At 50.9% G+C, this 25,672-nt stretch carries 26 protein-coding genes; 15 read left to right on the top strand and 11 right to left on the bottom strand.

What is annotated here, in order from left to right; all coding sequences use genetic code 11:
* Nucleotides 1-17 precede the first annotated feature (17 nt).
* The 6 genes from BN1247_RS12355 (at nt 18) to pfkB (ending at nt 6,747) form a co-directional block, all read left to right on the top strand.
* On the top strand, nt 18-1,001 hold the full coding sequence (locus tag BN1247_RS12355) for an ROK family protein (RefSeq protein WP_054950667.1): 984 nt from the start codon (nt 18-20) through the stop codon (nt 999-1,001).
* A 261-nt stretch (nt 1,002-1,262) separates the two neighbouring features.
* Nucleotides 1,263-2,414 carry a thiolase family protein gene (locus BN1247_RS12350; RefSeq protein WP_054950666.1) on the top strand — a complete coding sequence of 384 codons (1,152 nt, stop codon included), beginning with the start codon at nt 1,263-1,265 and terminating at the stop codon, nt 2,412-2,414.
* A 199-nt stretch (nt 2,415-2,613) separates the two neighbouring features.
* Entirely contained in the window at nt 2,614-3,345 is a 732-nt protein-coding gene (locus BN1247_RS12345) for a GntR family transcriptional regulator (RefSeq protein WP_054950665.1), read from the top strand.
* Between the two features lie 401 nt (nt 3,346-3,746).
* A complete protein-coding gene (locus tag BN1247_RS12340) occupies nt 3,747-4,805 on the top strand; it encodes an SIS domain-containing protein (protein ID WP_054950664.1) in 1,059 nt (352 codons plus the stop codon).
* A 2-nt stretch (nt 4,806-4,807) separates the two neighbouring features.
* Nucleotides 4,808-5,653, top strand: a complete 846-nt coding sequence (locus BN1247_RS12335; protein ID WP_054950663.1) for a class II fructose-bisphosphate aldolase — start codon at nt 4,808-4,810, stop codon at nt 5,651-5,653.
* Nucleotides 5,654-5,805: 152 nt separating this feature from the next.
* A complete protein-coding gene (gene pfkB / locus BN1247_RS12330; protein ID WP_054950662.1) occupies nt 5,806-6,747 on the top strand; it encodes a 1-phosphofructokinase in 942 nt (313 codons plus the stop codon).
* A 242-nt stretch (nt 6,748-6,989) separates the two neighbouring features.
* Here pfkB and BN1247_RS12325 read toward each other — a convergent pair whose 3' ends face one another.
* Nucleotides 6,990-7,313, bottom strand: coding sequence for a hypothetical protein (locus tag BN1247_RS12325; RefSeq protein ID WP_054950661.1), 324 nt, complete (start codon nt 7,311-7,313; stop codon nt 6,990-6,992).
* Between the two features lie 13 nt (nt 7,314-7,326).
* Complete coding sequence (locus tag BN1247_RS12320; RefSeq protein ID WP_054950660.1) at nt 7,327-8,610, bottom strand: alpha/beta fold hydrolase; 1,284 nt, start codon at nt 8,608-8,610, stop codon at nt 7,327-7,329.
* 109 nt (nt 8,611-8,719) lie between these two features.
* On the opposite strand from BN1247_RS12320, the gene BN1247_RS12315 reads away from it, so the two are divergent.
* Nucleotides 8,720-8,989 (top strand): hypothetical protein, encoded by a 270-nt coding sequence (locus tag BN1247_RS12315; protein ID WP_054950659.1) that lies wholly within the window; start codon nt 8,720-8,722, stop codon nt 8,987-8,989.
* Nucleotides 8,990-9,115: 126 nt separating this feature from the next.
* Nucleotides 9,116-9,445 (top strand): hypothetical protein, encoded by a 330-nt coding sequence (locus tag BN1247_RS12310; RefSeq protein WP_054950658.1) that lies wholly within the window; start codon nt 9,116-9,118, stop codon nt 9,443-9,445.
* Nucleotides 9,446-9,750: 305 nt separating this feature from the next.
* On the opposite strand, the gene BN1247_RS12305 is transcribed toward BN1247_RS12310, so the two are convergent.
* From BN1247_RS12305 to BN1247_RS17795, 6 genes are all read right to left on the bottom strand, one after another.
* Nucleotides 9,751-11,139, bottom strand: a complete 1,389-nt coding sequence (locus tag BN1247_RS12305; RefSeq protein ID WP_147675248.1) for an alkaline phosphatase — start codon at nt 11,137-11,139, stop codon at nt 9,751-9,753.
* A 137-nt stretch (nt 11,140-11,276) separates the two neighbouring features.
* Entirely contained in the window at nt 11,277-12,014 is a 738-nt protein-coding gene (locus BN1247_RS12300; protein WP_054950656.1) for a cyclase family protein, read from the bottom strand.
* Between the two features lie 300 nt (nt 12,015-12,314).
* Entirely contained in the window at nt 12,315-12,488 is a 174-nt protein-coding gene (locus BN1247_RS17800; protein ID WP_157360867.1) for a hypothetical protein, read from the bottom strand.
* Nucleotides 12,489-12,737: 249 nt separating this feature from the next.
* On the bottom strand, nt 12,738-13,886 hold the full coding sequence (gene ytvI, locus BN1247_RS12295; protein WP_054950655.1) for a sporulation integral membrane protein YtvI: 1,149 nt from the start codon (nt 13,884-13,886) through the stop codon (nt 12,738-12,740).
* A 45-nt stretch (nt 13,887-13,931) separates the two neighbouring features.
* Nucleotides 13,932-14,528 carry a TetR/AcrR family transcriptional regulator gene (locus BN1247_RS12290; RefSeq protein WP_054950654.1) on the bottom strand — a complete coding sequence of 199 codons (597 nt, stop codon included), beginning with the start codon at nt 14,526-14,528 and terminating at the stop codon, nt 13,932-13,934.
* Nucleotides 14,529-14,726: 198 nt separating this feature from the next.
* Nucleotides 14,727-14,963: a hypothetical protein gene (locus BN1247_RS17795; RefSeq protein WP_147675247.1), complete on the bottom strand. Its 237-nt coding sequence runs from the start codon at nt 14,961-14,963 to the stop codon at nt 14,727-14,729.
* Between the two features lie 202 nt (nt 14,964-15,165).
* On the opposite strand from BN1247_RS17795, the gene BN1247_RS12285 reads away from it, so the two are divergent.
* Nucleotides 15,166-16,008: a DUF2935 domain-containing protein gene (locus BN1247_RS12285; protein WP_054950653.1), complete on the top strand. Its 843-nt coding sequence runs from the start codon at nt 15,166-15,168 to the stop codon at nt 16,006-16,008.
* A 60-nt stretch (nt 16,009-16,068) separates the two neighbouring features.
* Here BN1247_RS12285 and BN1247_RS12280 read toward each other — a convergent pair whose 3' ends face one another.
* Entirely contained in the window at nt 16,069-16,515 is a 447-nt protein-coding gene (locus BN1247_RS12280; RefSeq protein WP_054950652.1) for a DnaJ family domain-containing protein, read from the bottom strand.
* Nucleotides 16,516-16,718: 203 nt separating this feature from the next.
* On the opposite strand from BN1247_RS12280, the gene BN1247_RS12275 reads away from it, so the two are divergent.
* From BN1247_RS12275 to BN1247_RS12255, 5 genes are all read left to right on the top strand, one after another.
* Nucleotides 16,719-19,025 (top strand): DEAD/DEAH box helicase, encoded by a 2,307-nt coding sequence (locus BN1247_RS12275; RefSeq protein WP_054951636.1) that lies wholly within the window; start codon nt 16,719-16,721, stop codon nt 19,023-19,025.
* Nucleotides 19,004-20,488, top strand: coding sequence for a ribonuclease H-like domain-containing protein (locus BN1247_RS12270; RefSeq protein WP_054950651.1), 1,485 nt, complete (start codon nt 19,004-19,006; stop codon nt 20,486-20,488). The genes BN1247_RS12275 and BN1247_RS12270 overlap by 22 nt, the downstream gene beginning before the upstream one ends.
* Nucleotides 20,489-20,605: 117 nt before the next feature.
* A complete protein-coding gene (locus BN1247_RS12265) occupies nt 20,606-21,700 on the top strand; it encodes a hypothetical protein (RefSeq protein ID WP_054950650.1) in 1,095 nt (364 codons plus the stop codon).
* Nucleotides 21,701-21,726: 26 nt separating this feature from the next.
* Nucleotides 21,727-22,095: a hypothetical protein gene (locus BN1247_RS12260; protein ID WP_054950649.1), complete on the top strand. Its 369-nt coding sequence runs from the start codon at nt 21,727-21,729 to the stop codon at nt 22,093-22,095.
* Nucleotides 22,076-22,705 carry a hypothetical protein gene (locus BN1247_RS12255; RefSeq protein ID WP_054950648.1) on the top strand — a complete coding sequence of 210 codons (630 nt, stop codon included), beginning with the start codon at nt 22,076-22,078 and terminating at the stop codon, nt 22,703-22,705. The genes BN1247_RS12260 and BN1247_RS12255 overlap by 20 nt, the downstream gene beginning before the upstream one ends.
* A gap of 200 nt (nt 22,706-22,905) precedes the next feature.
* Here BN1247_RS12255 and BN1247_RS12250 read toward each other — a convergent pair whose 3' ends face one another.
* On the bottom strand, nt 22,906-23,346 hold the full coding sequence (locus tag BN1247_RS12250) for a YtoQ family protein (RefSeq protein WP_054950647.1): 441 nt from the start codon (nt 23,344-23,346) through the stop codon (nt 22,906-22,908).
* Between the two features lie 3 nt (nt 23,347-23,349).
* Nucleotides 23,350-24,267, bottom strand: coding sequence for a LysR family transcriptional regulator (locus tag BN1247_RS12245; RefSeq protein ID WP_054950646.1), 918 nt, complete (start codon nt 24,265-24,267; stop codon nt 23,350-23,352).
* Nucleotides 24,268-24,406: 139 nt separating this feature from the next.
* Between BN1247_RS12245 and BN1247_RS12240 the strand changes: the two genes are divergently transcribed.
* Nucleotides 24,407-25,609, top strand: a complete 1,203-nt coding sequence (locus tag BN1247_RS12240) for an MFS transporter (protein WP_054950645.1) — start codon at nt 24,407-24,409, stop codon at nt 25,607-25,609.
* Nucleotides 25,610-25,672 lie beyond the last annotated feature (63 nt).

Below are 25,672 nucleotides of genomic sequence, written 5' to 3'. Positions count from 1 at the left end.
GTCAAAGGGGAGCAAACATGCGTTATTTCGTCGGGGTAGACGTTGGGGGAACGAATATCGTGGTCGGATTGCTCGACGACGCGGGACAGCTACTAGACAAAAAAAAGCAGTCGACCGAGGCGGAGCGCGGCAGTGAATCGATCATTAGCAAAATAGCGGACGCGGTGCGGCAATTGTTGCAGGAAAACGCTCTTCACGTAAACGATGTACAGGCGGTCGGGATCGGCGTTCCCGGGTTTGTCGACCCACAACGAGGCATCTGCCAATTTTCCGCCAATTTGCATTGGCGCGATGAACCTGTCGCGGAGAAGGTGCAGCGCCAGCTGGGGATCCCTGTCTTTATCGATAACGATGTGCGTATGTACGTGTACGGTGAAGCGATGCACGGGGCGGGGCAAGGCGGCGCTCACGTCCTCGGGCTGACGTTAGGAACTGGCATTGCGGCTGCCGTCGTAAGCGGGGGACAGCTGTATTACGGCAACCGTTTCATGGCTGGAGAGTTGGGGCACATTCGCATGGAAGGGGAAACGGCACCTTGCAACTGCGGGCTGCACGGCTGCTTAGAAACAGTCGCTTCGGCGACAGGCATTGTGCGTCTAGCCCGGGAAAGGTTGACAAGTGGGCTAGGGAGTGGACAATCGAGTCTATTACAGCAATCGTTTGCCGAAGCGCCCGAAAGGTTGACGGCTCGTGACGTGTCCGTTGCGTATGACCGTGGGGACGAACTGGCTAAGCAAGTGTTTGTGCACGCTGGGACACAGTTAGGGAGAGCACTGTCTTATGCGGTTATGCTGTTCAGTCCCGACGTCATCGTCATCGGCGGCGGATTGGCAGCTGCTGGCGAACGGTTACTGCAACCAGTGCGCGAAACACTAAAGGCGTATGTATTGCCTGTTTACTGGGATAATTTGTCCATTCGCGTCGCCCAGCTACAGGGCGTTGCAGGGGTTGTCGGAAGTGCCCTTTTTGCCAAACAGAGACGTGCGCAACTACAACGATAACATTTAGTAGCACGAGGCTCGGGACAATAAGCGAACGTAAGCTAATAACGAACTCGCAGGAGTACTACTTGTGCCGCTACTTTGAAAGGCGGCACTGCTCGTGCGAATATGGTAAAATTAAGCGTGAGAGGAGTCGCATGAGGAAAGACATCGCACCGCTAAAAAGTAAGTACGATTAAGGGACAATAACGTACGATGAAGGGACTATTAGGATGTTACCGTAAGGGATAGGACTATTTATAGGGGGAAAGGGAGAGGGCGATGCGTGAAGTTGTCATTGTTGAGGCCGTGCGGACACCAGTGGGCAGGCGAAACGGGGCGTTGTCCGGAGTGCGGGCAGAAGATCTGGCAGCCGCGCCGCTGCGAGAGCTCGTACAGCGAACAGGCATTTCCCCGGAAATGATCGACGATGTCATATTCGGTTGCGTGTCACAAGTCGGAGAACAGTCGTTTAATATTGCGCGCATGGCGGCGCTGATCGCAGGTTTCCCGGTAAATGTTCCAGGGACGACGATTGACCGCCAGTGCGGTTCAAGTCAGCAAGCGGTCCATTTTGCAGCACAGGCAATTTTAAGTGGCGACATGGACGTGGTCGTTGCTGGCGGCGTGGAAAGTATGTCCCGCGTGCCGATCGGCTCGAATCGGGAAGGGATCGCGTTTAGCGAATCGCTCACGTCACAGTATGAAATCGTCCACCAAGGGGTATCGGCCGAACGAATCGCAGAAAAATGGGGTTTTAACCGCCAGCAGTTGGACGAATGGTCGCTTCACAGCCATGAAAAGGCAGTTGCCGCCCAAAAGGACGGTCGCTTCGAACGAGAAGTGATGCCCCTAGAAGTGGGACAGCCGGATGGAGAAAAAACGGTCGTCGCGACTGATGAAGGGCCGCGACCAGATACAACCTTGGAAAAACTCGCTAACCTACAGCCGGTGTTCCAAGCAGACGGCACGGTTCACGCTGGGAACGCGAGCCAAATTAGCGACGGGGCAGCCGCGTTGTTGCTAATGTCGCGAGAAAAAGCAGGAGCACTCGGCTTAAAACCGCGCTTTCGCGTATTAGCGCGGACAGTTGTCGGTTCCGATCCAACGCTCATGCTGACCGGTCCGATTCCTGCTACCGCTCACGTGTTAAAAAAAGCGGGGCTACGCCTCGAGGATATTGACCTGTTTGAAGTGAACGAAGCTTTTGCTTCTGTCGTTTTGGCGTGGCTTGCGGAGACAGGTGCGGATGTCCGTAAAGTGAATCCGAACGGGGGCGCGATTGCGTTAGGCCATCCACTCGGCGCGAGCGGGGCCCGACTCATGGCGACGTTAATGCACGAACTGGAACGGACGGGCGGACGTTACGGCTTGCAAACGATGTGCGAAGGGTATGGAATGGCCAATGCGACGATTATTGAGCGTCTCGCTTAACTAGGGATCGAGAAGCGCACAGCTGGGGGTGGCTTCCCTCGGCGCATGAAATGAACCCATTAAGCCAACAATGGTGGGCAACATCAGTAAACAACAACGGTGCCAATAATACACGTTTTCTTAAATCAACTTTCTTAAAATGAACGAAGGAACGACGGAACGAAGGAATATGTATACGTAGTACAAGGAGGATCCCGCGTTGCAAAAGCAGTTAGATTACGATAGCGTCATACCGCTTTATCATCAATTGAAAGATATTTTACGAGAGAATATCGAATCGGGCGTCTGGAAGCCGGGGGAGATGATCCCTTCGGAAAATCAGCTGTTAAAACATTACAACATTAGCCGCAATACGGTCAAAAAGGCGCTGGACGATTTAGTAACCGAAGGGCTACTCAAACGGGTGCAAGGAAAAGGGACGTTCGTGTCGACTCCGAAGTTAGAGCAGTCGCTGTCCGGCTTTTACAGCTTTAGCAAAGTCATTCGCGCCCAAGGGTTGACCCCGAAAGATATCATTATAAGTGTCGAGCAACTCGCAGCCAAACGGAGTGTGGCCAAACACTTACAAATCCCGGAACAAACAGCGGTGATCGCACTTAGGCGGCTCCGCTGTGCGGACGAGGAACCGATTATACTGGAAACATCCTATATCCCACAACAACTCGCGCCAAACATCTCCCAAGAGGAACTAGAAAAGACCTCTTTGTACGACTTATTGGAGCAAAAGTACGAGATTACGGTGACGAAGGCGAAAGAAATATTTGAACCGGTGTTAGTGCGCGACTACGAAAGCACCTATTTACAAGTTGCGGAAGGCTATCCTGCGTTACTGCTCGATCGCATCGCCTACGATGCAAGTGGTCGCCCTGTCGAGTTTTGCCGTTCGATTGTCCGCGGGGACCGCTGCCGTTTTTACACGGAGTTGCTGTAACGGTGTGGGTTGCTAAGAAGGTGGTAGGAATCGTAGACGCGATGGCTGGCGGACGAGATGTCAACGCGTACGCGATTGTATTTTTGCATAACAATTGAATATGTACGTAACGACATTATGACGTCACGATATTGTGCTTCTGCCATACGAAGTTAAAATTGTGCCTCTGCCATACGAAGTTATAACATGTGAACGGGTTGACCTAGCGATCGTGGGCAAAGGTTGACCCAATACACACGCATGGATATGGTTTTTTTAACTCGCTTGCATACGGGTTGACCCAACAACCCGATAATGTTATAAATAAAGTGCGCTTACTTGTGAACACTTTTCTCTATCCGTTAAACAAATAAACAAATTTTCATGAGTGCACCATTCATCCTACGAGGAGGATCATCACGATGACTAATCATACGTATACGGAAATAAAACGCCAACCGATGACGTGGCAAAAAACGATTGATACCGTGTTAGAGCAACGTGACAAGTTGCGACAGTTTTTTCAAGATCATCGACCGGACGAGGTTATTTTTACCGGGTGTGGCACATCGTACTATATATCAATCGCTGCAGCCATGACATTCACCGAACAGACGGGAATTGCAGCAAAAGCGGCCCCCGCTTCGGAAGTTTTCTTGAAGCCAGACGCTGTTTTTGCCAAAAACAGACGCACCGTAATCGTCGGTTCCTCCCGTTCCGGGAACACGTCGGAAGTCGTACGCGCGCTGCGCTTCGCCGCCGGGCATCAATTGGCGCAAGGGCTGTCAGTGACGGCCAACCCGGACAGTGACATGGCGAAACAAACGCCGCATTCGGTCGTTTTGCCACACGTACAAGAAAAAAGCGTCGTCATGACGAGCTCGTTTACGAATTTACTATTAGCTTCACAGTTAATTGCCAGTATCGTCGCTGACGATGAAGACTACTTGGCGGAACTACAGCAACTGCCGCAACTCGGCGAACAGACAATGCCGCAAGCGGAGGCGTTAGCGCAAAAACTCGGCCGCGAAGATTCGTACGACCATTACATTTATTTAGGGCTCGGTGCCGCTTTTGGCTTGGCGTGCGAAGCAATGCTAAAAATGAAAGAGATGACGCAACTGTTTGCCGAGGCGTTCAACCCGTTAGAGTTCCGGCACGGGCCGATCTCCGTGTTGAACGAACGGTGCCGCGCGTTTGTCCTTAGCAACCGTACGATGAGCGACTTGGAACGGGATGTCGTTAGCGACGTACGCAAATATGGCGCCAACGTCGTGGCGATCGGTGACGCGGTTAGCGATTTTTCCGCCGACGAAGTGTTTGACCTCGCGAGCGGCCTAACGGACCCGAGCCGTAGCGTGCTATATCTTCCGCTATTGCAACTGACCGCCTATTACCGCACTGAGCAAATGGGTTTGAATCCAGATCGCCCCCGCAACCTGAATCAAGTTGTCGTGCTAAAAGACGAGGGGGGAAACTAGTTATGGCTCTCGTTTCTTCGCAAGAGATGCTCACCGACGCCTATAAAAACGGGTATGCCGTGGCCGCTTTTGCCACTCATAATTTGGAGATAATGCAGGCAGTCGTCGAAGGGGCGGAGGAATTAGGGGCACCGATTATTTTCCAAACGACGCCGAGTACAATCCGCTATATCGGCTTGGAGTACATGGTGGCGATGGCCCGCGCCGCTGCCGAAAAAGCAAACGTACCGATTGCGTTACACTTAGACCACGGCGACAGTTACGAGATCGTCGCCCAGTGCATACGCGCCGGCTATACGTCGGTTATGATTGACGGGTCACACTTGCCTTTTGCCGACAATGTCGCCCTCGTGCAAAAAGTGGTGGAACTGGCACACGCCGTTGGGGTACCGGTCGAAGCTGAGCTAGGCATGATCGGCGGGGTCGAAGACGACCTGTTCGTGGAAGAGGCAGACGCAACGTACACCGACCCGGAAGCTGCCGAAACATTCGTCGCCGAGACGGGCATCGATTTTTTGGCGCCAGCATTCGGAACGGCACACGGGACGTACAAAGAGGAACCAAAACTCGATGTCGCACGATTAAAGGCAATCTCGGAGCGCGTCAGCATTCCGCTCGTCATGCACGGGGCATCCGGCGTGTCAGAGGAAAGTGTCCGTCGCTCCCTGTCGTACGGGATTAGCAAAATTAACATTTCGACGGAGCTCAGAGCGCCCTTTGCGTCAGAGTTGCGCCGCTACTTGATCGCGCATCCGGATGCGACCGATCCGCGCAAATACTCTGTGCCCGCGCGGGAAGCAGTCAAAGCCATCGTCAAGCAAAAAATTCAGATGGTGCATCCCGACTAGATTTTTATTAATATGTTTATAAAGGTTTCATCAGTTAGCTGGCTTCGCTTGTTATAATAGTGCTGTCTGTTTTATGAGAACATAGATTTAACTGCTTTTGGAAAAGCGCGCCATGGGGGCAACGCGATTATTTTAGGGGGGTAGACATCACGTTGATTACAACCGTTACGTTAAATGCGGCCATCGACAAAACGTACTTTTTGAACGACTTCGCACTTAGCGGTGTGCACCGCGTGCAAAAAATGATCAGTGAACCTGGCGGTAAAGGGATTAATGTGGCCAAAGTGTTGCATCGACTCGGGTTAGAATCGGTGGCGACCGGTTTTGTCGGCGGGCACAGCGGAGAGCATATACTCGCGTTGTTAGAAGCGCGCGGCATTCGCCACCAATTCGTGACTGTAGCTGGGGAATCGCGGCTCTGTCTCAATTTGATCGACGAGACAGCGGGCATACAGACGGAAGTGCTAGAAGCTGGGCCGTCGATCGGTGCCGCCGACTGGGAACGTTTGAAAGAAACGGTGGCACAACTGGCGGGCGATAGTGAGTACGTCGTCTTTTCCGGTAGTTTGCCCGCCGGTGTGGACAGTGGGGCATACGCGGAACTCGTGCAAGTCGTACAACAGCGGGGCGCGAAGGCGATCGTCGACACGAGTGGCGAACCGTTGGCAAAAGTGTTGGCGGCAAAACCGTTTATGGTAAAACCGAACGAAAGTGAATTGGCTGTCCTTCTCGGGAAGGAGGCGCATACGCTTGGGATCGAGGAGATCCGCGACGCGATGCACCGCTGGCATGCCACAGGCATTCCGCTCGTCGCCGTTTCTCTCGGTAGCGAAGGGTCGCTCGTTTCTTACGAAGGGACGTGTTACAAGGTGACGCCGCCGAAGGTTGAATTAGTTAATCCGGTCGGGTGCGGTGATACGTTTGTCGCGGGCATGGCCGCAGGTTTGGCGCGCGGTTTATCGAGTGAGGACACGATCGTACTCGCGACGGCTGCCGCTGCAGCCAATGCGGAGGAAAGGCAAGCGGGATGTGTCGCAGTCGAGAAATTGGCCGATTTGCAGAAGCGGGTGAAGGTAGAAATTGTGAACGGGTGACGTGTGAGGGTTGTTAAAATAGGTTCGCTTTAAACGTTTGTAAGTCAGACTGCGCGTCCGGCAATTGTGTGTAGGGTTAAACGACCGCAGGATGATGGAATGGATTTGCAAAGGCGTGGCCATGCGGGAAGGAAATGGAAGGACTGGTGTTAGCGGTGCTGAGAAGTTCGTCGGGAATAAAGTTGCACCGGTCCTTTATATTTTTCGCTAATCGGTTAGCCAATAAGACCTAGCTATTTTCGTTAGCTCGTTTTTATTTTTGAATGGAATTCTTCAAAACGATGTTCGAGGAGTTCAAGTGCTTCTATGTGTTCGACTAAACGCTCTGTAAGGGCAAGAAGTGCTTCCCCATCTAATCTGAATCGAATTCCTTTAAAGGCCTCTCTGTGCTTTTCCAACAGGTATGACGTTAGATTGTTGTGGGTAATGTACGCTTGAAGAAACTCAATCTCTGCCTCTATATCCTTGCGCATGAGGTCTTTTAGTTGCAGCTGTTGAAGCTCCCTCTTTCCTTTATCACTCTTCAAGTAATTCTCGTACTCTTGCTCGTAAAAACTCGGTGCCAACTTGTCCCCTCCTTCATTGTTTCAAATTGAACCATTCTGCTAGTATGCGGTCGATTTCCTCGAATTTGTCCGCTATTTCTGTCATGTGGTAAGAAATTTCAGCAGTGTCATTGACTAAGTCGTTCAGCTGTTTCAAGACGTCGTCGTACAGAAATTGGTAGTAAAACAACTGATCTTTCCCGTCGGAAGAAAGCGAAAGCCACTTGAGGGCCTTGTCGACGTCAGCTGAGGTCAACTTATCAAAATCACCCGTTCCTACTAAGCTGTTATACTTGCTTCTTATCGACTTAACTGCATCATCGTGGACACTTGGGAAACGCTTGAACCCTTCCCAACTGTTTGTCACTTGTTGCAAGCTTTCGTTCATTGCTTCCGCATACTTCCGCATAATTTCGGTTTGCAAAAGGATCGCAAAGTTGCTTTGTCCACTGTTTTTAAGCGCTAATGGGGACTTCGATATTGCTCCTCCTGTAACCCCGTCAAACAAGACTTTGGGAAGAAAATACCCTTCGTCATCGTACAGACCGTCATCGTCGTAATTGGAAATAAAGTGACTAGAAATCCATTTCCATTTGAACTCGCGCGGATCAGCCATATAGTAGACGGAGCCGATCGCTTTTGAGAAAGAATTACCTATCGCGTCATCAGGGTATGTATACGCAATGATTTTATCGCGATAAACACCGTCCCTCACTTTCTTTTTCTCTTCATCTGTCAACAATTGGTATGCGTCAGCCGAGGCAAAAACGATGGCATTTGCATGGTGTTTAACGGCGTAAATCTGTGCCAAGGCTCCGCCTAACGAATGCCCAACAAAGGTGACATTATCAGCGCCGTACTTTTTGATGTACTTATTGACAACGTCTTCAAACGCCGTGAATTGGTTTTTGTTTTCATAAATAAGTTGCCCGTCTTTCAATTTTACCCTAGGATCTTTTAATAGCTCTTTGAGGCGTTTGTTGTGTTCAAGATCCCCATCCTTACCTATGTTAATCTCTTTTTCGGTGTATGCGGGTTGGCCGAGAAAGATGCCGTTTACATCTTCCCTTAAGTCGTTAGCGGCTTGTCTAATGCCTTTTTTTAGTTCTGTTCCTTCAAAGCTAATGACGACTTCTTTCGTTTTAGGGTTCTGGATGACGTACATGTGAAGACCTGTTTCCAGGTCTTTGACTTCTTCGATGACTTTCCAGATGGTACTTGAACCGTCATTCATTTTTACCTCGAATTTTGTTTTATTGTCCTCGTATGACTCCTTAGCAATCTCAACTGCCTCTTGCTCTTTAATCGTTGTACCCATAGTCACCCATCCTCCTTTTTGGTATGATTGGGAAAAGGGGGTTGGAACCTTGCGAAAAATAGCTGTAACGTCACTATTAGTATCTATTATAATACTAGGGGGTTATTTTGTGAAGAGCATTAATTCAGTTGATGAAGAAGTCGCCCGGAAGGCTAAGGAAAGTGTGGAGAAGGTTATTAGAGAAGAATATGAAGGGGTAGAAACGATCGAGTTCACAGATGTTACCAAGAGTCCAGTGTCGGGACTAATGGTTCGTGGAATTGTAAACGGTAAAGGGGGATTTTCGGCGAGTGTCAATAATAACTATCGAGTAGGAAGTATCGGCTCTGAAGAGGGGTTCCCACCATTAAAGAAAGAGTATGAGGAGAAGTCCCGCTAAAAATGATGCGGAATTTTAGCCGTTTACAGTAGGGGCGGTGCATGGGCGGTATACATGCTGCACTTTTCTATATTTGTATATATTTTCCACGCCGGATATATTAGGTGTCGGACAAGGAGGGTATTCATGGGAAGAGTGATGACAGCGGTTTCTCTAATTGCACTAATAATCCTTGGCGGCTATTTTGTGACGAGCATTAATTCAGTTGATGAAGAAGTCGCCCGGAAAGCTAAGGAGAGTGTGGAGAAACATATTCGAAAAAAATACGAGGGGGTAGAAACGATCGAGTTCACCGATGTTAGTAGGAGTCCAGTGTCGGGACTAATGGTTGATGGAATTGTAAACGGTAAAGGAGGATTTTCGGCGAGTGTCAATAATAACTATCGGGTGGGAGGTATCGCTTCTGAAGAGGGGTTCCCACCATTAAAGAAGGAGTATGAGGAGAAGTCCCGCTAATAAATGATGCGCAACGTTAGCCGTTTATAGTAGGGGCGGTGCATGGGTCGTATACATGCTGCCCTTTTCCATATTTGTACATATTTACTCCGGTCATATTCGGTCTCGGACAAGGAGGGCGCTACAAGTTTCCCTTTTAAGTATTTGCATAACCTTCTCTCGCGTATCGAGAAGGTTTGGATCATTGATGCTAAATAGGTGGTACCTTTCTGTTCGGTCGAGGGTCGTTCCATGACTACCCTCGACCGTAAATATTATTAATCGTCATACACGGGATGGATCATATACACAGCATACACCAAACGCTACTTCCTCCGACCATTTTTATCAATCACACTAAAAATCTCCTTACCAATGTCCGTATTGTCGATGAGGCCGGCAAACCGTTCGCTACCCGGACCGTAGGCGTAAACGGGGACATCGACCCCTGTATGGCCACCGGTTGTCCATCCGGTGTAGGTGCGGCTGTCAATCATTTCCGAAATTGTTTTAGCCACTGCCGCTTCTTTCCCGCCATCCGCTGCTTTTTGTACAGCTTGTATTTCTTCATCGGACAAGCGGAAACGGATATGTTTCGTTAACACGGCGGCAACATCTTCGCCGCTCATTATTTTTTGAGCCATAAACTCCGGGGTGCGTTTTACTTGCTTAATCGGTTCGGGATTCCACACGTAGGCGCCGTCACTACCGATACTGAGTCCGCCCGTTTCGTGGTCGGCCGTCGCAATGACGAGTGTATGCTTGTCCTTTTTGGCAAAATCGATTGCCGCTTGAAAGGCCTGTTCAAAATCTTTCATTTCACTCATGACGCCGACGACGTCGTTGCTGTGTCCGGCCCAATCAATTTGACTGCCTTCGACCATGAGGAAAAAGCCGTTCTCGTTTTTGTTCAGTTGCTTTAGTGCGGCGTTTGTCATTTCCTCGAGGGAGGGAATTTTTTTCCCGCGGTCAATCGCTTTTGGCAACCCTTCGTCAGCAAAGAGACCGAGCACTTTATTGCTAGAGCTATTCAGTAGCTGCTCGCGGTTCGTTACGAAATTGTAACCGTCGTTGCGAAATTGTTTGACCAAGTTGCGGTCCTTCCGCTTAAAGTATTTTTTGCCGCCGCCGAGTAACACGTCGACGGTATGTTGTCCATCGATCAATTCGTCGTAATAGTCGTCGGCGATGGCGGCGTAGTTTTTACGGGACTCGTTGTGTGCAGCGAAGGCGGCCGGTGTCGCGTGGTTAATTTCCGAAGTGGCGACGAGACCGGTCGATTTTCCGACGTGCTTCGCCCGTTCGAGGACGGTTTCCAAGGGGCGGTTTTTCTCATCGACGGCAATGGCGTTGTTATACGTTTTTTGCCCTGTTGCCATCGCCGTGGCGGCTGCAGCTGAGTCAGTGATGTTCTCTCTCTGGTCGTCCGGATATGTCGTTTGCATACCGACGAGGTACGGATCAAAAGCAGTCGGTGTCATCTCTTTCGCGAAGAAATCGTTTTTGTAATAGCGGTATGCGGTCGTATAATTGGGGCCCATTCCATCGCCGATGAGTAAGATGACATTTTTAATTTTGCCTTTGGCCAATTTGCCAGTGTCGACGTTACCAACATTACCGACCTTTGCGTTTGTAGCCGCTGCGGTCGGCAACACGGTAAACAGGACGGAAGCGACGAGGGTGACGATCGACAATTTCCACACGCTTTTTTTCAATTTCAGTGCACTTCACTCCTTAAGGGATGCTAGCTTTTAAAGCTATTAAAGCAAAGGAGTGTTAAGAGGGTGTATTTACGCTGTTAAGGCTTTGTAAACACGGAAATTGGCATCCGCGCTGTATGCAGTTGCGGTCGCTACGGCAAGATGGCGAAGGCGCGCACCGGAAAGCCGGAGGCGTTTTCTGGTTTAGGCACGATGTTGTAAATGACTGCGCCCGTCGCTGGCACTTGGTCCAAGTTCGTGAGCAGTTCCACTTGATACGTGTCTTGTTCGAGTACGTAATATTCACCGACGAGGGCACCGTTTTTTTGAAAATCGCGACTCGAGTCCGTATCGAAGGTTTCGTGGCCGATCGCTTTAATCTTTCGTTCTTCAAAAAGAAATTTCAGCGACTCCAATGACCAGCCAGGCACGCGGTTGTTGCCGTTCGCGTCTTTGTTGTTGAACGCTTCGACATCGGGCCAACGTTTACTCCAGTCGGTGCGCAAGGCGACAAATGTGCCTTGTGGAATTTTCCCGTGGGCGTCTTCAAAACGCAAAATATCGTCAACCGTCAACGTGTAGTCGTTGTTTTCCGCAGCCTCTTGCGATTTGTCGATGACGATGAGCGGTAACACGAGTTCTTTTAGCCCTAATTGGTGTAAATACCGTGTGTTGCGCACGAAGTGGATCGGCGCGTCGATATGTGTGCCGTACTGCCCGACAAATTTAAAACTTTGCGCGAAAAAACCGTCGTCGTGCGTGAATAACGTGTTGAATTCGGCGGCATCAAAGGCCGCGAAATGCGGAGATTGTGGACCGAACGTATGCGTCAAGTCGACCCACTCTTTTTCTTTCAGAAACGTTATTGCCTGGATCAGTTCGTTGGACATATACTCACCTCATCCCGTTTTGTGTAGAAAAATGATCAATTTAAGAAAAAGGGGGCATGTCGTCTAATTGTTGTTTGATTTTATATGTTTTTATATTAGGGTGTCAAGGGGTTGTCTGATATCGCGAACTGATCGAATGCTTGTTTAATAGTTTGCTTGCGGTGGCAGGCGTTGTTGCATGTGCGGTGGCAAGCGCTGTTGCATTTTATTTGACTGGTTTGCTTTAGAAGGCAGAAGTAAAGTAGCTAGGGAGAATCGAGCACTCTCCCTAGTTTGACTGGCCGATCCGGCAGCGTTATATTAGTCGTAAATTTCGTCGGCATTCGGGTAACGTAAGTCGTCGGATTTTGCCGCCGTCTGTGCCGCCTCGGTTTGCTGCGCGGTTCCCGTTTTTTTCTCTAAGGGACGAGCCGACTGAGCCTTGCTTAGTGTTAGTGTATCCGATTTCTTCCACTCGTTACGGTCTTTTTTCACCTTTTAATCACTCCCGTCAGCACTATTTCGGTTACTCGCTTTTGCTCCCGACTATTTCGTAGTGTTTGCAAGGAAAAAAAATAAAACCCCGTCTTTTTAGTCAGGGTATCGTTTATGAATCAGAGTCTTCCTTTTTTATCAAAAAACAAGGGGGAACGGAGGGCGTCCCCTTGTTGGTGTTTCGAACACTATACATCGTGTAACATGCGAATGACGCCCAATTCATTCCGATAAAGGGTTGTCCATCTTTTAGGCTTTTGTCCCATCCTTGAGGTCAACCGCAGGATCAGTCATTTTCCCGGTCATAATGTAGCGCCACAAATCGCGGAACACATTCGCCTTCTGGAACGTCGTAAGGGCGACGAGGGCGAGAATGCCGATGAATATGCCGAGCACGCCGAATAACTTCAAGCCAGCGAAAATAAAGACGAGCAACAGGAGCGGGTTGAGGCCGATGCTGGCGCCGTACACTTTAGGCTCGAACGAATGTCGCGTCGCAAGGATAATCGGCCACAAGACAAGTAAGCCTGTACCTAAGAAAACATTGCCGTCAAAAAAGGCGAAAATTGACCAAGGGACGATGATTGCCGGGATGCCCACGAGTGGGATCAAGTCGATTATCCCCCCGATAATGGCAATTGTGAAGGCGTTTGGTGCCCCAAGAATGAGCAGGCCGATATAAAAGACAAACGCCGTGATGCTGGAGAGGATGAGATGGCCTTTAATGTAGCCAAAGAGCGCTTTTTGTAAGTCGTGAGTCAAGGCGCTGATAGAACTGCGGACGCGCTTCGGGATGAGGGAGGCGCTTTTTTCCGCTAGTGAGTCCCACTGCTTACTGATGAGAAACGTGGCAACCATGACGATGACGGTGATGACGACGAACTTAGGTAGAAAGAGGACGGTCGATTTGAGGAAAGTGAACAAGTAGGTGATGACCGTCGTACCGACGTTGCTAATCGTACTTGTCATGTCGGACAAGAGTGACTGTACGTCTGTCATATTCATCATCGTAGTGACTTCTGACAGCAGGTGTTGGAAGTCGGCGGATTGAAAATAGTCGTCCAGCCATTCGAGCAACTGTGTCAGTTGTTCTTGCAGTAACGATAAAATGTGGGATGATTCGGCGATGATTTTTGTTGTAAACACGAAAACGATTAACGAGAGAACCGCTGCAAACAAAAGTAATGTCGCCGTGACCGCGATCCAGCGCGGGAAGCGGCATTTGCGCTCGAAAAAGCGGACGAGTGGGTTCATCGCGTAAGCGAGTACCCACGCGAGCAGAAACGGATAGATGATCGGAAAACTGTAATAAAGCAGTGCGCACACGGTCACGGTCACGATCGCGACCCACACGGCGCGAAAAATGCGGTGGACGAGTGTCACGTTAAATATCGGCATGGCGTTCTTCCTTTCTGATACGGCAAGTCGCGTTGGCGCCAATCGTTACTGCTTGTGTAGAACGCCGTGCAACAAATAGCTCACTGCCTGTTGATACATCTGTTTCTTTTCTTCTTGCGTGCGTTCGTAGTAAATCGTGTTCAATCCGTCAATCAAACTGGCAAAAACAATGGCGACGTTCTTGGCACTACCAGGAGCAATGAGCCCGACGTGTTCCGCCTCTTGGAAAATGGCGTTATAGAGCTGGCGCGGTGTCAGGACGATGTCTAACACTTGCCTCTTAACGCGCACTTTTTGTGCCGGTTGACTCATGTAAAAATCTTCCGCTACCTTGAGCAGTGGGTGTTGCGTATCGAGTACGTAATGTTCGGCAATGCCGTACAGTTTTTCTGTGACGGTCGGGTAACGCGCTTCCTTCTGCTTCCATTCCGCAACCCACGCGTTTAAATACCGCTCGATCAACGCCAAGAAAAGTGTTTCTTTGCTAGTGAAATGGTAATAAATACTGCCTTTACTTACCTCGCAATGTCGCACCAAATCTTCCATTGACGTCGCTGCGTACCCTCTACGAATAAATACTTCCTGAGCGCGATCCAAAATGTACGCGCGTTTTTGCTCGCTTTTGGATTTGGATGGCGTCATCTTCCACGCTCCCTAAACTGACTGTTCGGTTTAATTTTAGTGCAAGATAGTTTTGAATGCAAGGGAAATATCAAAGATATCGTTCTAGGGGAGATGTTTTTTGGTGGGATAAGGTTTGGTGGGATAAAGTTTGGTGGGATAAAGAGGATCAAGGCATACGGTGTACGTACCGCATGCCTGCAAGCCGTGAAAAACGTCTTATTTAAAGTTTAAAATACGGCATTCGATCGAGGGGCGTTTTTTCGATCGTGGAATGCGGCGCAAGGGTGCTGGGCCGAGACGACGTAGCTCCTGCCGTATCTTTCGTCCGAGCTCGTTTTCTAGAGCGGTAATGTCTGGGGGACTATCGATCAGATCGGATAGCGTAATCGTCGTATCCGGTTCGGGACATGTACGACTGGCGGTGTAACAAAACAGGGGGAATTTTTGACTCACGTTGTTTAGCTCCTTTTACGTGTATTTTATTTGTATCGTACGCCTATGCGCCGGACGGTGTGACCTGCGGTAGATGGCCTACAAAAATAGGCGTTTTCCTTAGCACAATAGCCCGTAAAAATCGTACGATGCAAATATGTATAGGCATTTGTACGATAGCCAAAATCAGCCAAAATGGTTATGAGGGAGAGGAAGCGTGCGTATGGCTACCATCAGTGAAGCGGAGTTTGTACAACAGTCGATTAACGAAAGTTTATTTTGGTTGCGAATTATGAAGGAACATGCGTTATTTATGTCCGAAGGATTTGATCGCAGCGATAAGAAGTTGATTCGCGAAGCGGATCAGTTCTTCGTCATGTTCGATCGACGACTGACCGACGTGAGAGCGCTACGTCGGGATCCGGATGTGGTACGGCGATTTAATGAAGGCACTATTATGCTCGCGCGACGGTTTCGCGAGTTTAAATCGAACGTGCTCCTGCTCATCATCCAGTGCAAAATAAACGGGTTTAATTTCCCGCTGTTGATTGATCACATAGCGCGAGAAGCCGGTTATTTCGTAGAAACATTGCGGAACTTGAACCGTGGAATGTCGGAACCGCTAGCTGACCGCATCGTAGACGAAAATGTTTTTTGGCTACGTATTATGGCTGATCACAGTAAATTTATCGCTTCTTTACTCGACCAATCTGAGCGGAAGCTGGTGACGGTCGCGAATACGTTTTCCGATGAGTTTGATCAACTGTTAGCTCAAGCGCGGGATTTAGAGTCGATGGTCAAGCAAACGGAGCCGTCATTTTTTAACACACTGACGCGCTTTACAACAGACGTGCAAATGGCGACGACCGATTTACGCAACTTTAAAAAGGACGCGCGCGACTTAATTCGACAGTGTCAATCTTTAAGTATCATTAACCCACTCTTAGCGGACCACGTCACGCGCGAAGCGAACAAATTCCTTTCGATCTTAAATGACCTTTCCAAACGTACGCCCCAAAATCCGCTTGCCTTGGACGAAGAGGACTTGTTATTAGTAGAAGAGTAAAGTAACAGCATGTCTCGTGTGTAGGGGGTAAGGGCGTCCTTACCCCGAAAAGGCCAGTGCTCATTTCCAGTATTCGTATTGCCGCTGAATGTTGTCGGCGGTAATGGGGGCTTTTTGCAGGACGGGTGTCGGGCAGTCAAAGTTGTACTTCTTTATTTTCTTATTAATAGCTTTGATCTCGGCGTTTACATTCAGCGCGGGATCGTCCCGTTTGATTCGCTCGAGTAACGTGCCGATCGCGTCGCGTATATCGTGCTGCAGTTCAAGCCACGGAGGTAAGAAGTTGGCGTTTTTTAACACGTTATTAAACGTATCGCCTTGTAGTGATTCCTTCGCAATCGGTTTCCCTTTGCCCGGCAAGTCGTCAAAGTCACCTTTCTGTTCGTGTTCCTTAAAGATTTCGTCGAGCCAATGTAGGGATGCGCGTTGCGGTCCCGGGCGTCGCTGCTCGTTTGCGGTTTGCTGTTGCTCGGGTTGCTGCTTATCGTCACGCAGATCGTCGCTCATGATCGTCCTCCTTTGCCGTTAGAATGCCGTGTCAACCAAAAACAAAAAGTTATGCCGTAAGCATGTATGTTGCTGATTTTACTTATTATAGCTGACTGCGACTGTGTTGCGTACCATTTATTTATTTCGACATCAAAAACTAACTAGTTCCCTTGCGAACGTCTATTCGATACAATAGGGGGAGAACGGATGAGGTGATCGATGTGATCGGACGCAAACGACTGCCAGACGTGTTACAGACGTTGCGCGAGGATGTGCGCCTTAAGGAACAAATCGTCCACTGGCGGACGACGGAGGAAAAAGCAGCACAGACGGTGCCGTTTCCGGGCGACCTGCACCCGAAGCTACGTGAGGCACTGACCAAGCGAGGGATTGCGCGCTTGTACACGCACCAGCGCACCGCGTACGACGCGGCGGTAGAAGGCGAGCACTTCGTCGCGGTGACGCCGACGGCTTCCGGCAAGACGCTCTGTTACAACTTACCGGTGCTACAGGCGATTGCAAATGATGGGGCGAGTCGTGCGCTGTACTTGTTTCCGACGAAGGCGTTGGCGCAAGATCAAAAAAGCGAACTGAGTGAACTAGTTGCTGCGATCGGTTTAGATATAAAAGGGTATACGTACGACGGTGACACGCCGGGGAACATTCGCCAAGTGATCCGCAAGGCGGGACAGATCGTCATGACGAATCCGGACATGCTACATACGGCGATTTTGCCCCACCATACAAAGTGGATTTCGCTGTTTGAAAACTTAAAGTACGTCGTTATCGATGAGCTGCATACGTATCGCGGCGTATTTGGCAGTCACGTCGCCAATGTATTGCGCCGCTTAAAGCGAATCTGTGCGTATTACGGCAGCCGGCCCATATTTATTTGTACATCGGCGACAATTGCCAACCCGGTGGAGCTTGCCGAGGCGTTGACGGGAGAAAAAGTGCGACTCGTCGCCAACAACGGGGCGCCGGTCGGACGGAAACACTTTTTGTTTTACAATCCGCCGGTTGTGAATCAGCCACTCAATATTCGGCGCAGTGCAACACTAGAGGCACGCGCCATCGCTAGCCTATTTTTGCGCGAACGCATCCAGACGATCGTGTTTGCGCGTAGCCGCGTGAGGGTGGAAATCGTCCTCAAATATTTGCAAGAACTCGTAAAAAAACAGCTCGAGCCAAAAGCGATTCGCGGTTACCGCGGCGGTTATTTACCGCGTGAGCGGCGGGAAATTGAACAGGGATTGCGCCGTGGCGACGTGATCGGCGTCGTCAGTACGAACGCGTTAGAGCTTGGGGTCGACATCGGCCAACTGCAGGCGTGTGTGTTGACCGGCTACCCGGGGTCGATTGCCAGTACGTGGCAGCAGGCAGGACGCGCCGGGCGGCGGCAAGGGGAAGCCGTCGTCGTATTAGTGGCGAGCTCGTCGCCGTTAGATCAGTATGTCATTCAGCATCCGGACTATTTCTTTCGGCGCTCACCGGAAGCGGCGCGTATTAACCCGGACAACTTAATTATTCTCGTCGACCATCTAAAATGTGCGGCGTTTGAGTTGCCGTTCAAAGCGGGCGAGTCCTTTGGGACGGTGACAGCGACGGAAGTGGAAGATGTGCTCGATTTTTTGACGGAGGAGCAAGTGTTGCACAGACAAGGCGATCAGTGGTTTTGGATGAACCAATCGTTTCCGGCGCACAACATTAGTTTGCGTTCCGCTTCGCAAGAAAACATCGTCATCGTCGATCAGACGGATGTCGCCGCCGTGCAAGTGATCGGGGAGATGGACCGTTTCAGTGCGATGACGTTGTTGCACGAAGAGGCGATTTACTTGCACCAAGGCAAACAGTATCAGGTGGAAAAACTAGACTACGAGGAGAAAAAAGCGTTCGTCCGCGAAGTGGACGTCGATTATTACACCGATGCCAACTTAGCGATTTCACTGAAAGTGCTCGAAGTGGACCGTCACGAAGAGCGTCTGGCTTGTGATCGCGCGTTCGGCGATGTAACCGTCAATGCGATGGCGACGATTTTTAAAAAGATTAAATTTGCGACACACGAAAATATCGGTTCCGGTCCGATTCACTTGCCGGAAGAAGAGTTGCACACGACAGCGACGTGGCTCAGTTTTAACGAACCTGTCGTAGCCAGTATGTCGCCGGAGGCGGTAGAGCAAGGGCTGGCGGGAGTGGCGCACGTATTGCGTCACGTGGCGCCGCTGTTCGTCATGTGTGAGGCGCACGATTTACATGTCGTGCCGCAAGTGAAGGCGGTGCACTCGGAAAAGCCGACAATTTTTTTGTACGACCGCTATCCAGGGGGTATCGGGCTAAGTGAACAAGTATACCGCGATTTCGACGTCATTTTGGCGGAAGCGTACGAATTGATCGCGCAGTGTCCGTGTAGCAGTGGCTGTCCGTCCTGTATCGGCATTTCGGATGGGGAAGGGAACGGTAAGCAGTTGGCGCTGGATCTTCTGCAACAGACGAAGGAGATGACGACATGTCCCTCCGGCGCAAGTTAAACCGGTTGAAAAAGCATATTGTGATAGAGGAAGAGCGTAAGGGAGCGGCAGAAGGACAAATGGTAGACTCGCAATCTACCTCAACCGATCGACAGTTGCAGGAGTCGGGATCTACCGCTGCCATGGAACAGAAGTCGCAAACTGCCGCTGCCTTGGAACAGGTGCAGAAGTCGCATACTAACGTTGACGAGGCGCGGGCACGGGTACAGGAATCGCGTGCTACCGGTAACGAGCCGCAACAGGCAGCTTCTACTGAGGAAGGGACGGCCCTCACTCATTGGGACAAGTGGGCGACGGCAGAGGTGCGGCGGGAGACGTTCCAAGGGCAGCCGTGTCTCGTGCGGGAGCGGGTTTATGCGCGCGACGCGCGGTGGGGGCGTTATGCGTTCGGAGACTTGGCGGCAATCGTTGCCAAGTGGCACGACTACGGTTATACGCACCCGTTGTCAACTCAAGGTGCTCAATGTGAAGACTTGCTTTTTTTTGATACGGAGACGACGGGGCTCAGTGGCGGGGCGGGTAATACGGTGTTTTTACTCGGGACGGCGCAATTGTTACCGGACGGCGTGCGGGTGAAGCAGTATTTTTTACCGGAACCTCAGGCGGAAGCGGCTTTGTATTACTATTTTTTAATCGACATGCATGAGGACCAGCGGTTAGTGACGTATAACGGAAAAGCGTTTGACTGGCCGCAAGTCAAAACGCGCCACACCTTCGTGCGGGATGTGTCGCCGTCGTTACCGTCGCTCCCTCACTACGACTTGCTCCACGCGGCGCGTCGCCTGTGGAAGCATCAGCTGCCGTCGCTTAGGCTGTCGATCGTGGAGCGGGAGAAGCTCGGCATCGTCCGCAGGGATGACACTCCTGGTAGTTTAGCCCCTTTGCTCTACTTTGACTATTTGCGGCACAACGATCCGACCGATATTTTGACCGTGTTCCGGCATAACGAGGCCGATGTGTTGTCGCTCATTAGTTTGTATACGCACGTGTCGACGTTACTTCTCGGGCTGGCAGACGAATCGTTAGCGGCGGAAGAACATTACGAGGTCGGCCGCTGGTATGAAGCTGTCGGAGAGCACGAACGCGCGCTCACTAGTTACCGCTACGCATGTCGCCGTGCGGTACAGACAGAAAAGGCGGTGACGTATCGCGCGAAAAAGGCGGCGGCGAACTTATATAAAAAGAAGGGGCAGTGGACGGAGGCGGTGGCGCTGTGGCAAGACTGTTGTCAGAATGGGCCGAAGCTCGACGACGAGCCTTACATTGAACTAGCGAAGGCGTACGAACATCAGTACAAGCAGTTTGACGAAGCGCTGTATTATGCGGAGAAGGCATATGAGATCTGGCGGGAATCCGGCCGCTTGTTGCGGGGAGGCGAGCGGAGGCGGGAACAGGAACGGAAGGCGTTTAAGAAGCGGATCGCGCGGTTAGAAAGTAAGTGCAGCCAGCCGTCACTTTTTTGACGACAAAGCGGGTGTGGCAGGTTAACTGTTGGTACGAAATTAATAAAACCATTGCAGGAATAATATGCTTGTGTCGCGAATGTTATTAAATAAAGAGGGGAAAGGGGGGAGTTTCTAATGTTAACGGTTAAAAATCTTATTATGTTAAATGACCTTACCCGGTTGTCCAAAGATGTGTTACGACAAATTTGTCACGCGATGGACGTCCCGTCAATCGGTCACGTGCACGATTTAGCGTTGCGTGTATGGAAAAAGGTGAAAGATGACAGGGAATTGCAAAATGAAGTGTTTGCATTGCACCAAGATAAAATTTTAGCCGGAAGGACGGCAGTGACGTGGTATCTAGCAGCGGACGAAAGGCTTAGTGGGATGAAAGAGTCGCTCATTCGGCAGCACCCGTTTAATCCGTTCGAGAGAATTGAAATTCCCCATCCGCAAGATCAACTAACAGAGACGCCAACGTTAATTGGCGCAGCGGGAACGGACGGCGCATACTATTTGCGCTTTATGTTTAAAACGGGAGTCACGAGTTACTTTTACGGCTCGGAGATGGTGGCGCACCCGCGCTGCAGTACGGGAACGGTTTATGTCGACGAAAATAGTGGGTGTGTCGAGATCCGTTCCGAGGCGCGCTATGCGGCGCGTATTGCAGCTAGCTTCGCCGATTTAACTGAGCGGTCACTCGTTTTCGACCAACAGGAGTTGTTGGCACCGTTCGCGCACGATGTGGAAAAAGTTGCTGACGCCCTTAGCGGGGAGCTTGTCGATGCAGTCGCGCGGCCGGAACTACTACTCGCCAACATTACGTCGCAACAGGCGAAGGCAGTCGTGAGTGTGCTGTCAGCTTTGGATGTATATTTTGACGAAGGTCATTTTGACAAATTACAAGAAACGCTAACACAGGCGAAAGAAGCGTTCGATAACGAGTTTTTTAGCATCCCGTTTACTGGTTTAATCTTAGGAGGGTTGGAAAAGGTGGGAATGGGCGTGTCAGGAAGGGACCTACGCGGCATTCCGATGTACGATTTTTTAAAACCTCATTTACAACACCAAGGCGGTTATATACAATTTAAAGTAGGTGGGGTGCCTTACACGATCCGCATAGGCCTTCCAACCAATAGCATCTATTTTGTCACTCATGCGACGGAAAGTGTCATAAAATACGTCAGAGAACGTATTTTTATGAAAACGTCCTCGCAAAGGCTAAAATAGGACCTCTTTTTCGGGGGTGGAACAATTTGTCGGCAGTGTGGGAAGTCGAACAATGGGTAAATGAGCAGTCTCTGGGGCCAGTTGCACGGTTTTATCCGACAGCGGTAGCGAAAGAGACGGAAATTTCACTGCAAGACGCATTTACGGTACTCATGCAGTTAGTTGAAACGAATAAACTGCGCTTGTTGTGGGAAATAAGGTGTCCGCGTTACGAATGTGCGCGTACCGTGCAGGTCGTGGCAGACGCCGCACAGCTGTTAGGAAAAATCGTTACTTGCCACGTGTGTGGCGAAGAATTTGACGTGGCCCCAGACGTCGTTTTTCCCGTGTTCGAAATTTGCCCGGAGTATAAAGACTACATAAAAAAAAACAAGCGTGACATCGTTCCGGTCTAAGACACGGCGGGCGGAGGATCGGCAGGCAGGTGATCCGACCGACGAACGTGCGAAGCGAAACGCTGATGAAGTGAAGGTGCAGGGCAGCGCGGGTTCTCACGAGGGCTTTAAGACCCAAAGCGACGAGGAACTAACCGATGAAACTGAGATTAGACAGATCGCGTATTCGGTCGGCGAACCGTTGTCACTTGTGCAACTTAGGCGCGAAGGTGTATCTGTACAGATTTGTGTCGAACAGCTCATTATAACCGGAAGCGAGCGTGATGTGATCGTGGCAAAGCACGTACGCAACGATTTACGGCGGATTGAGCAGTCGTTTAATCATGCCCAATTTGGGGATAACGTTAACGTGCAGGGGGACGATGTCCAGCAGACGCAAACGGCGTCTACGGCGTTTTTTGAGCGTGCTTACTCGGAGTTGTTGCAGGACATTGAGGAGCTTACGGACGGACGGGTGCGAGAACAAGCGTTGCATTTTGCCGAAGCGCTCAAAAGGGCTGTCGCAAGTGGACAAGAGTCTGAGGGGAAAAAGTTTTTTGCCTGGCTGAGGCCACTGTTGCGCGATACGTCGTCTGTCGTTAGCATCGGCAAAGCGTTTGGGTGGTTATAGTCTTTTCGGTTTCTTTTCGAAACAGGGCAAAAAACCCCCTCACTTCGCATGGAAAGGAAGTGAGGGTTGGGGAAGCGATTCCTCGCCCCGCAGTTAGGGATTGTCGTTTGCTTCTGTTCCGGACAAACCCTAAATTGAAAGGATATGCCCTTACGGAATCCTATCAGTCGTCTTATTCGGTACGCGTACCAATGCTGTTGCTAACGTAAGACGTAAGCGAGCGCGTCGAGGGCTTGTTCGACGTTGTCGACGACGACGTCCGCTTTTTGTGCCAATTCTTTTAGAGCGTGGTGTAGTTTTGGATCGCGGACGAGAATGAGCGGTTTGCCGGTCGCCAGGGCCGTCGCGGCATCCATCGCCGTGTTCCACTGTCGGTACTTGTCGCCGAACAAGGCGATGACGACGTCTGCTTTTTGCAGCAAAATCGTCGTGCGCAAGTTGTTAAACTCGGAAGCGGCTTCATCTTTGAAAATGTTGCTAGGCTGTGGGCCTTTAATTTTTTCGCCAATGTCGTCGGATAAATCGTGATTTTCTTGCGGACCGACAAATGTAAGCGGCAACCCGCGCTCCTCGGCTAACCGACGCAATTGGGCGCGCCAATCGTCGTGAATTTGCCCTGCTAAGTAAACTGTCAATTGCATCGACTAATCAGCTCCTTTATCCCTTTCATTGTACTGTATTTCGCGAAAATAATCGATGACGAACTGCCGAAAGCGCGTCGCGGCTGGTGAGAGGTACGCCTGTTTTGCCCAAGCGATCCCGACCATGCGGCGGCAGCGCGGTTCGCTGACGCGTAGCCAATACACTTTTGTTTTATTGGCGTCGCTAATGTCCGGCATTAAGGAAACACCGAGACCAGCGGCCACGAGTCCGACGATTGTCGTCGCTTCTTCCCCTTCAAACGTCACTTGCGGCGTAAAACCGGCTTCGCGGCACAAGCGATCGGCAATGGCGCGTAGGCCGTAACCTTTTTTTAAATTAATAAAAGGTTCGGCTGCAATGTCTTTGAGGTGGATCGCCGGTCGCCGCTGTTGGGCGAGCGTGTGTCCGGGCGGTACGATGACGTAGAGCTCTTCCGAGATGAGGTGTTCCCATGTCACGTGCGGGCGCTCGAATGGCGGCGAGGAGAGGCATAAGTCGACGTCTCCCGCTTCTAGTTGATCGTACAACAGTTCGGAGGCGTTTTGGAACAGTTGGAAGTCGACGGCTGGGTACTGCTGCCGGAACGCGCCGATTAGTTCTGGAATGACGTGGGAGCCGAGTGTGTGTAAAAAGGAGATCGCCACGCTACCGGATTCGGGGTCGATTTCCCCGCGAATCGCTTCTTTTCCTTCGGCAATATTTTGCATGGCGCGGTCGACGCGTGTCAGGAAGAGCTTGCCGTAGCGGTTCAGTTGCACGGATCGTCCTTGCCGCGTAAACAGCGGCACGCCGAGCTCGTTTTCCAGTTTGGCGATGGAGCGGCTGAGCGCCGGTTGGGAGATCGACAGCACGTCCGCGGCTCGCGTGAAGTGCTGCAGTTTGGCGACTGTTTGGAAGTACTCGAGTTGGTACCACTCCACGGGAGATCCTCCTCCTTTTCTGCGCTACTCATATTTTCTTTCATTCATAACTAATATGCATTGAATTAATGCAAATGATAAATTAGACGTCATAGATTGTCAATTGATATGATGAAGAGGAGGGGATCGGTGATTTCTATTGCAGTATATCGAGTATGGCACGCGGACGTTTTGGCGCGCGAATAGTGCCTTTTTCGCTGGAGGCTTTGTGACGTTTGCCATTTTGTATAGTGTACAGCCGCTGTTGCCGGAGTTTACGCAGCACTTTCACGTGGCGCCGGCGGTGGCGAGTTTGTCGTTGTCGGTGACGACGGCGATGTTAGCGGTGTGTCTGTTAGTGGCGGCGGTGTTGTCGGAAGCGTGGGGACGGAAGCGGTTGATGACGCTTGCTTTGTTTGCTTCGGCACTCCTTGCGCTCGTGACGGCGTGTAGCCCGAACTTTATCGTGCTCGTCGCGTTACGTACCTTGTTGGGCGTCGTGTTGGCCGGATTGCCGGCGATTGCGATGGCGTATATCGCGGAGGAATTCCACCCGAACAGCTTAGGAGCGACAATGGGGTTGTACGTTAGCGGGACGGCCTTCGGCGGCATGTTTGGCCGCATCGCGGTCGGCACGTTAAGTGACTTTTTTTCGTGGCAAATGGCACTCATAGCGATCGGCTTGCTCAGTTTAGCGTGTGCGGTTTGGTTTTGGATCAGTTTGCCGGAGTCGCGGCACTTTAAAGCGGGCCAGTTGTCGCTAAAGCAGTCGCGGCTTGCGTTTGCCGCACATTTGCGCGAGCCGGGATTGCTCGTTTTGTTTGTGCTCGCGTTTTTGTTAATGGGCAGCTTTGTCACGCTGTTCAACTATATCGGTTATTTGTTGTTGGATCCGCCGTACCGGCTTAGTCAAACGGCGATCGGTTGGATTTTTGTCGTCTATTTGTTAGGATCGTTCAGTGCGGCGTGGATGGGGAAACTGGCGGACCGCCACGGACGGGGAAAAGTGTTGGTGAGCGGGATTGCTGCGATGCTCGCGGGCGGGCTGTTGACGCTGCATCCTTCTTTAGTATGGAAAGTAAGCGGGGTGGCGGTGTTCACGTTCGGCTTCTTCGGTGCGCATTCGGTCGCGAGCGGCTGGGTCGGCTTGCGGGCGAAGGCACATAAGGCGCAAGCGTCGGCACTGTATTTGCTGTTTTATTACCTCGGCTCGAGTATCGTCGGCACGGTGGGCGGGCTGTTTTGGAGCCGTTATGCGTGGGGCGGTGTCATTGCGTTGATCGGCGGCTTGCTGCTCGTCGCGTGTGGCGCGGTGTGGGTGCTGGTGCGGCATGTGGGGCATGTGGCAGATGAGGGTACGTAGTGGGAAAAGGTGTTGGGGAGACAGAGGGAAGTGGTCGGGAAGTAGGGGGGGGAGGGGGACGTA

This window comes from Numidum massiliense (assembly GCF_001375555.1).
GTDB lineage: Bacteria > Bacillota > Bacilli > Thermoactinomycetales > Novibacillaceae > Numidum > Numidum massiliense.
The sequence above is the reverse complement of the archived record's forward strand: the minus strand, read 5'-3'. Positions and strand labels throughout refer to the sequence as shown.

What these genes read in the sequence shown, in the direction of transcription:
- BN1247_RS12355 (WP_054950667.1), top strand. Translation starts at nt 18, where the DNA reads ATGCGTTATTTCGTCGGGGTAGACGTTGGGGGAACGAATATCGTGGTC.
- BN1247_RS12350 (WP_054950666.1), top strand. Translation starts at nt 1,263, where the DNA reads ATGCGTGAAGTTGTCATTGTTGAGGCCGTGCGGACACCAGTGGGCAGG.
- BN1247_RS12340 (WP_054950664.1), top strand. Translation starts at nt 3,747, where the DNA reads ATGACTAATCATACGTATACGGAAATAAAACGCCAACCGATGACGTGG.
- BN1247_RS12335 (WP_054950663.1), top strand. Translation starts at nt 4,808, where the DNA reads ATGGCTCTCGTTTCTTCGCAAGAGATGCTCACCGACGCCTATAAAAAC.
- BN1247_RS12320 (WP_054950660.1), bottom strand. Translation starts at nt 8,610, where the DNA reads ATGGGTACAACGATTAAAGAGCAAGAGGCAGTTGAGATTGCTAAGGAG.
- BN1247_RS12310 (WP_054950658.1), top strand. Translation starts at nt 9,116, where the DNA reads ATGGGAAGAGTGATGACAGCGGTTTCTCTAATTGCACTAATAATCCTT.
- BN1247_RS12300 (WP_054950656.1), bottom strand. Translation starts at nt 12,014, where the DNA reads ATGTCCAACGAACTGATCCAGGCAATAACGTTTCTGAAAGAAAAAGAG.
- ytvI (WP_054950655.1), bottom strand. Translation starts at nt 13,886, where the DNA reads ATGCCGATATTTAACGTGACACTCGTCCACCGCATTTTTCGCGCCGTG.
- BN1247_RS12290 (WP_054950654.1), bottom strand. Translation starts at nt 14,528, where the DNA reads ATGACGCCATCCAAATCCAAAAGCGAGCAAAAACGCGCGTACATTTTG.
- BN1247_RS12285 (WP_054950653.1), top strand. Translation starts at nt 15,166, where the DNA reads ATGGCTACCATCAGTGAAGCGGAGTTTGTACAACAGTCGATTAACGAA.
- BN1247_RS12280 (WP_054950652.1), bottom strand. Translation starts at nt 16,515, where the DNA reads ATGAGCGACGATCTGCGTGACGATAAGCAGCAACCCGAGCAACAGCAA.
- BN1247_RS12270 (WP_054950651.1), top strand. Translation starts at nt 19,004, where the DNA reads ATGTCCCTCCGGCGCAAGTTAAACCGGTTGAAAAAGCATATTGTGATA.
- BN1247_RS12265 (WP_054950650.1), top strand. Translation starts at nt 20,606, where the DNA reads ATGTTAACGGTTAAAAATCTTATTATGTTAAATGACCTTACCCGGTTG.
- BN1247_RS12250 (WP_054950647.1), bottom strand. Translation starts at nt 23,346, where the DNA reads ATGCAATTGACAGTTTACTTAGCAGGGCAAATTCACGACGATTGGCGC.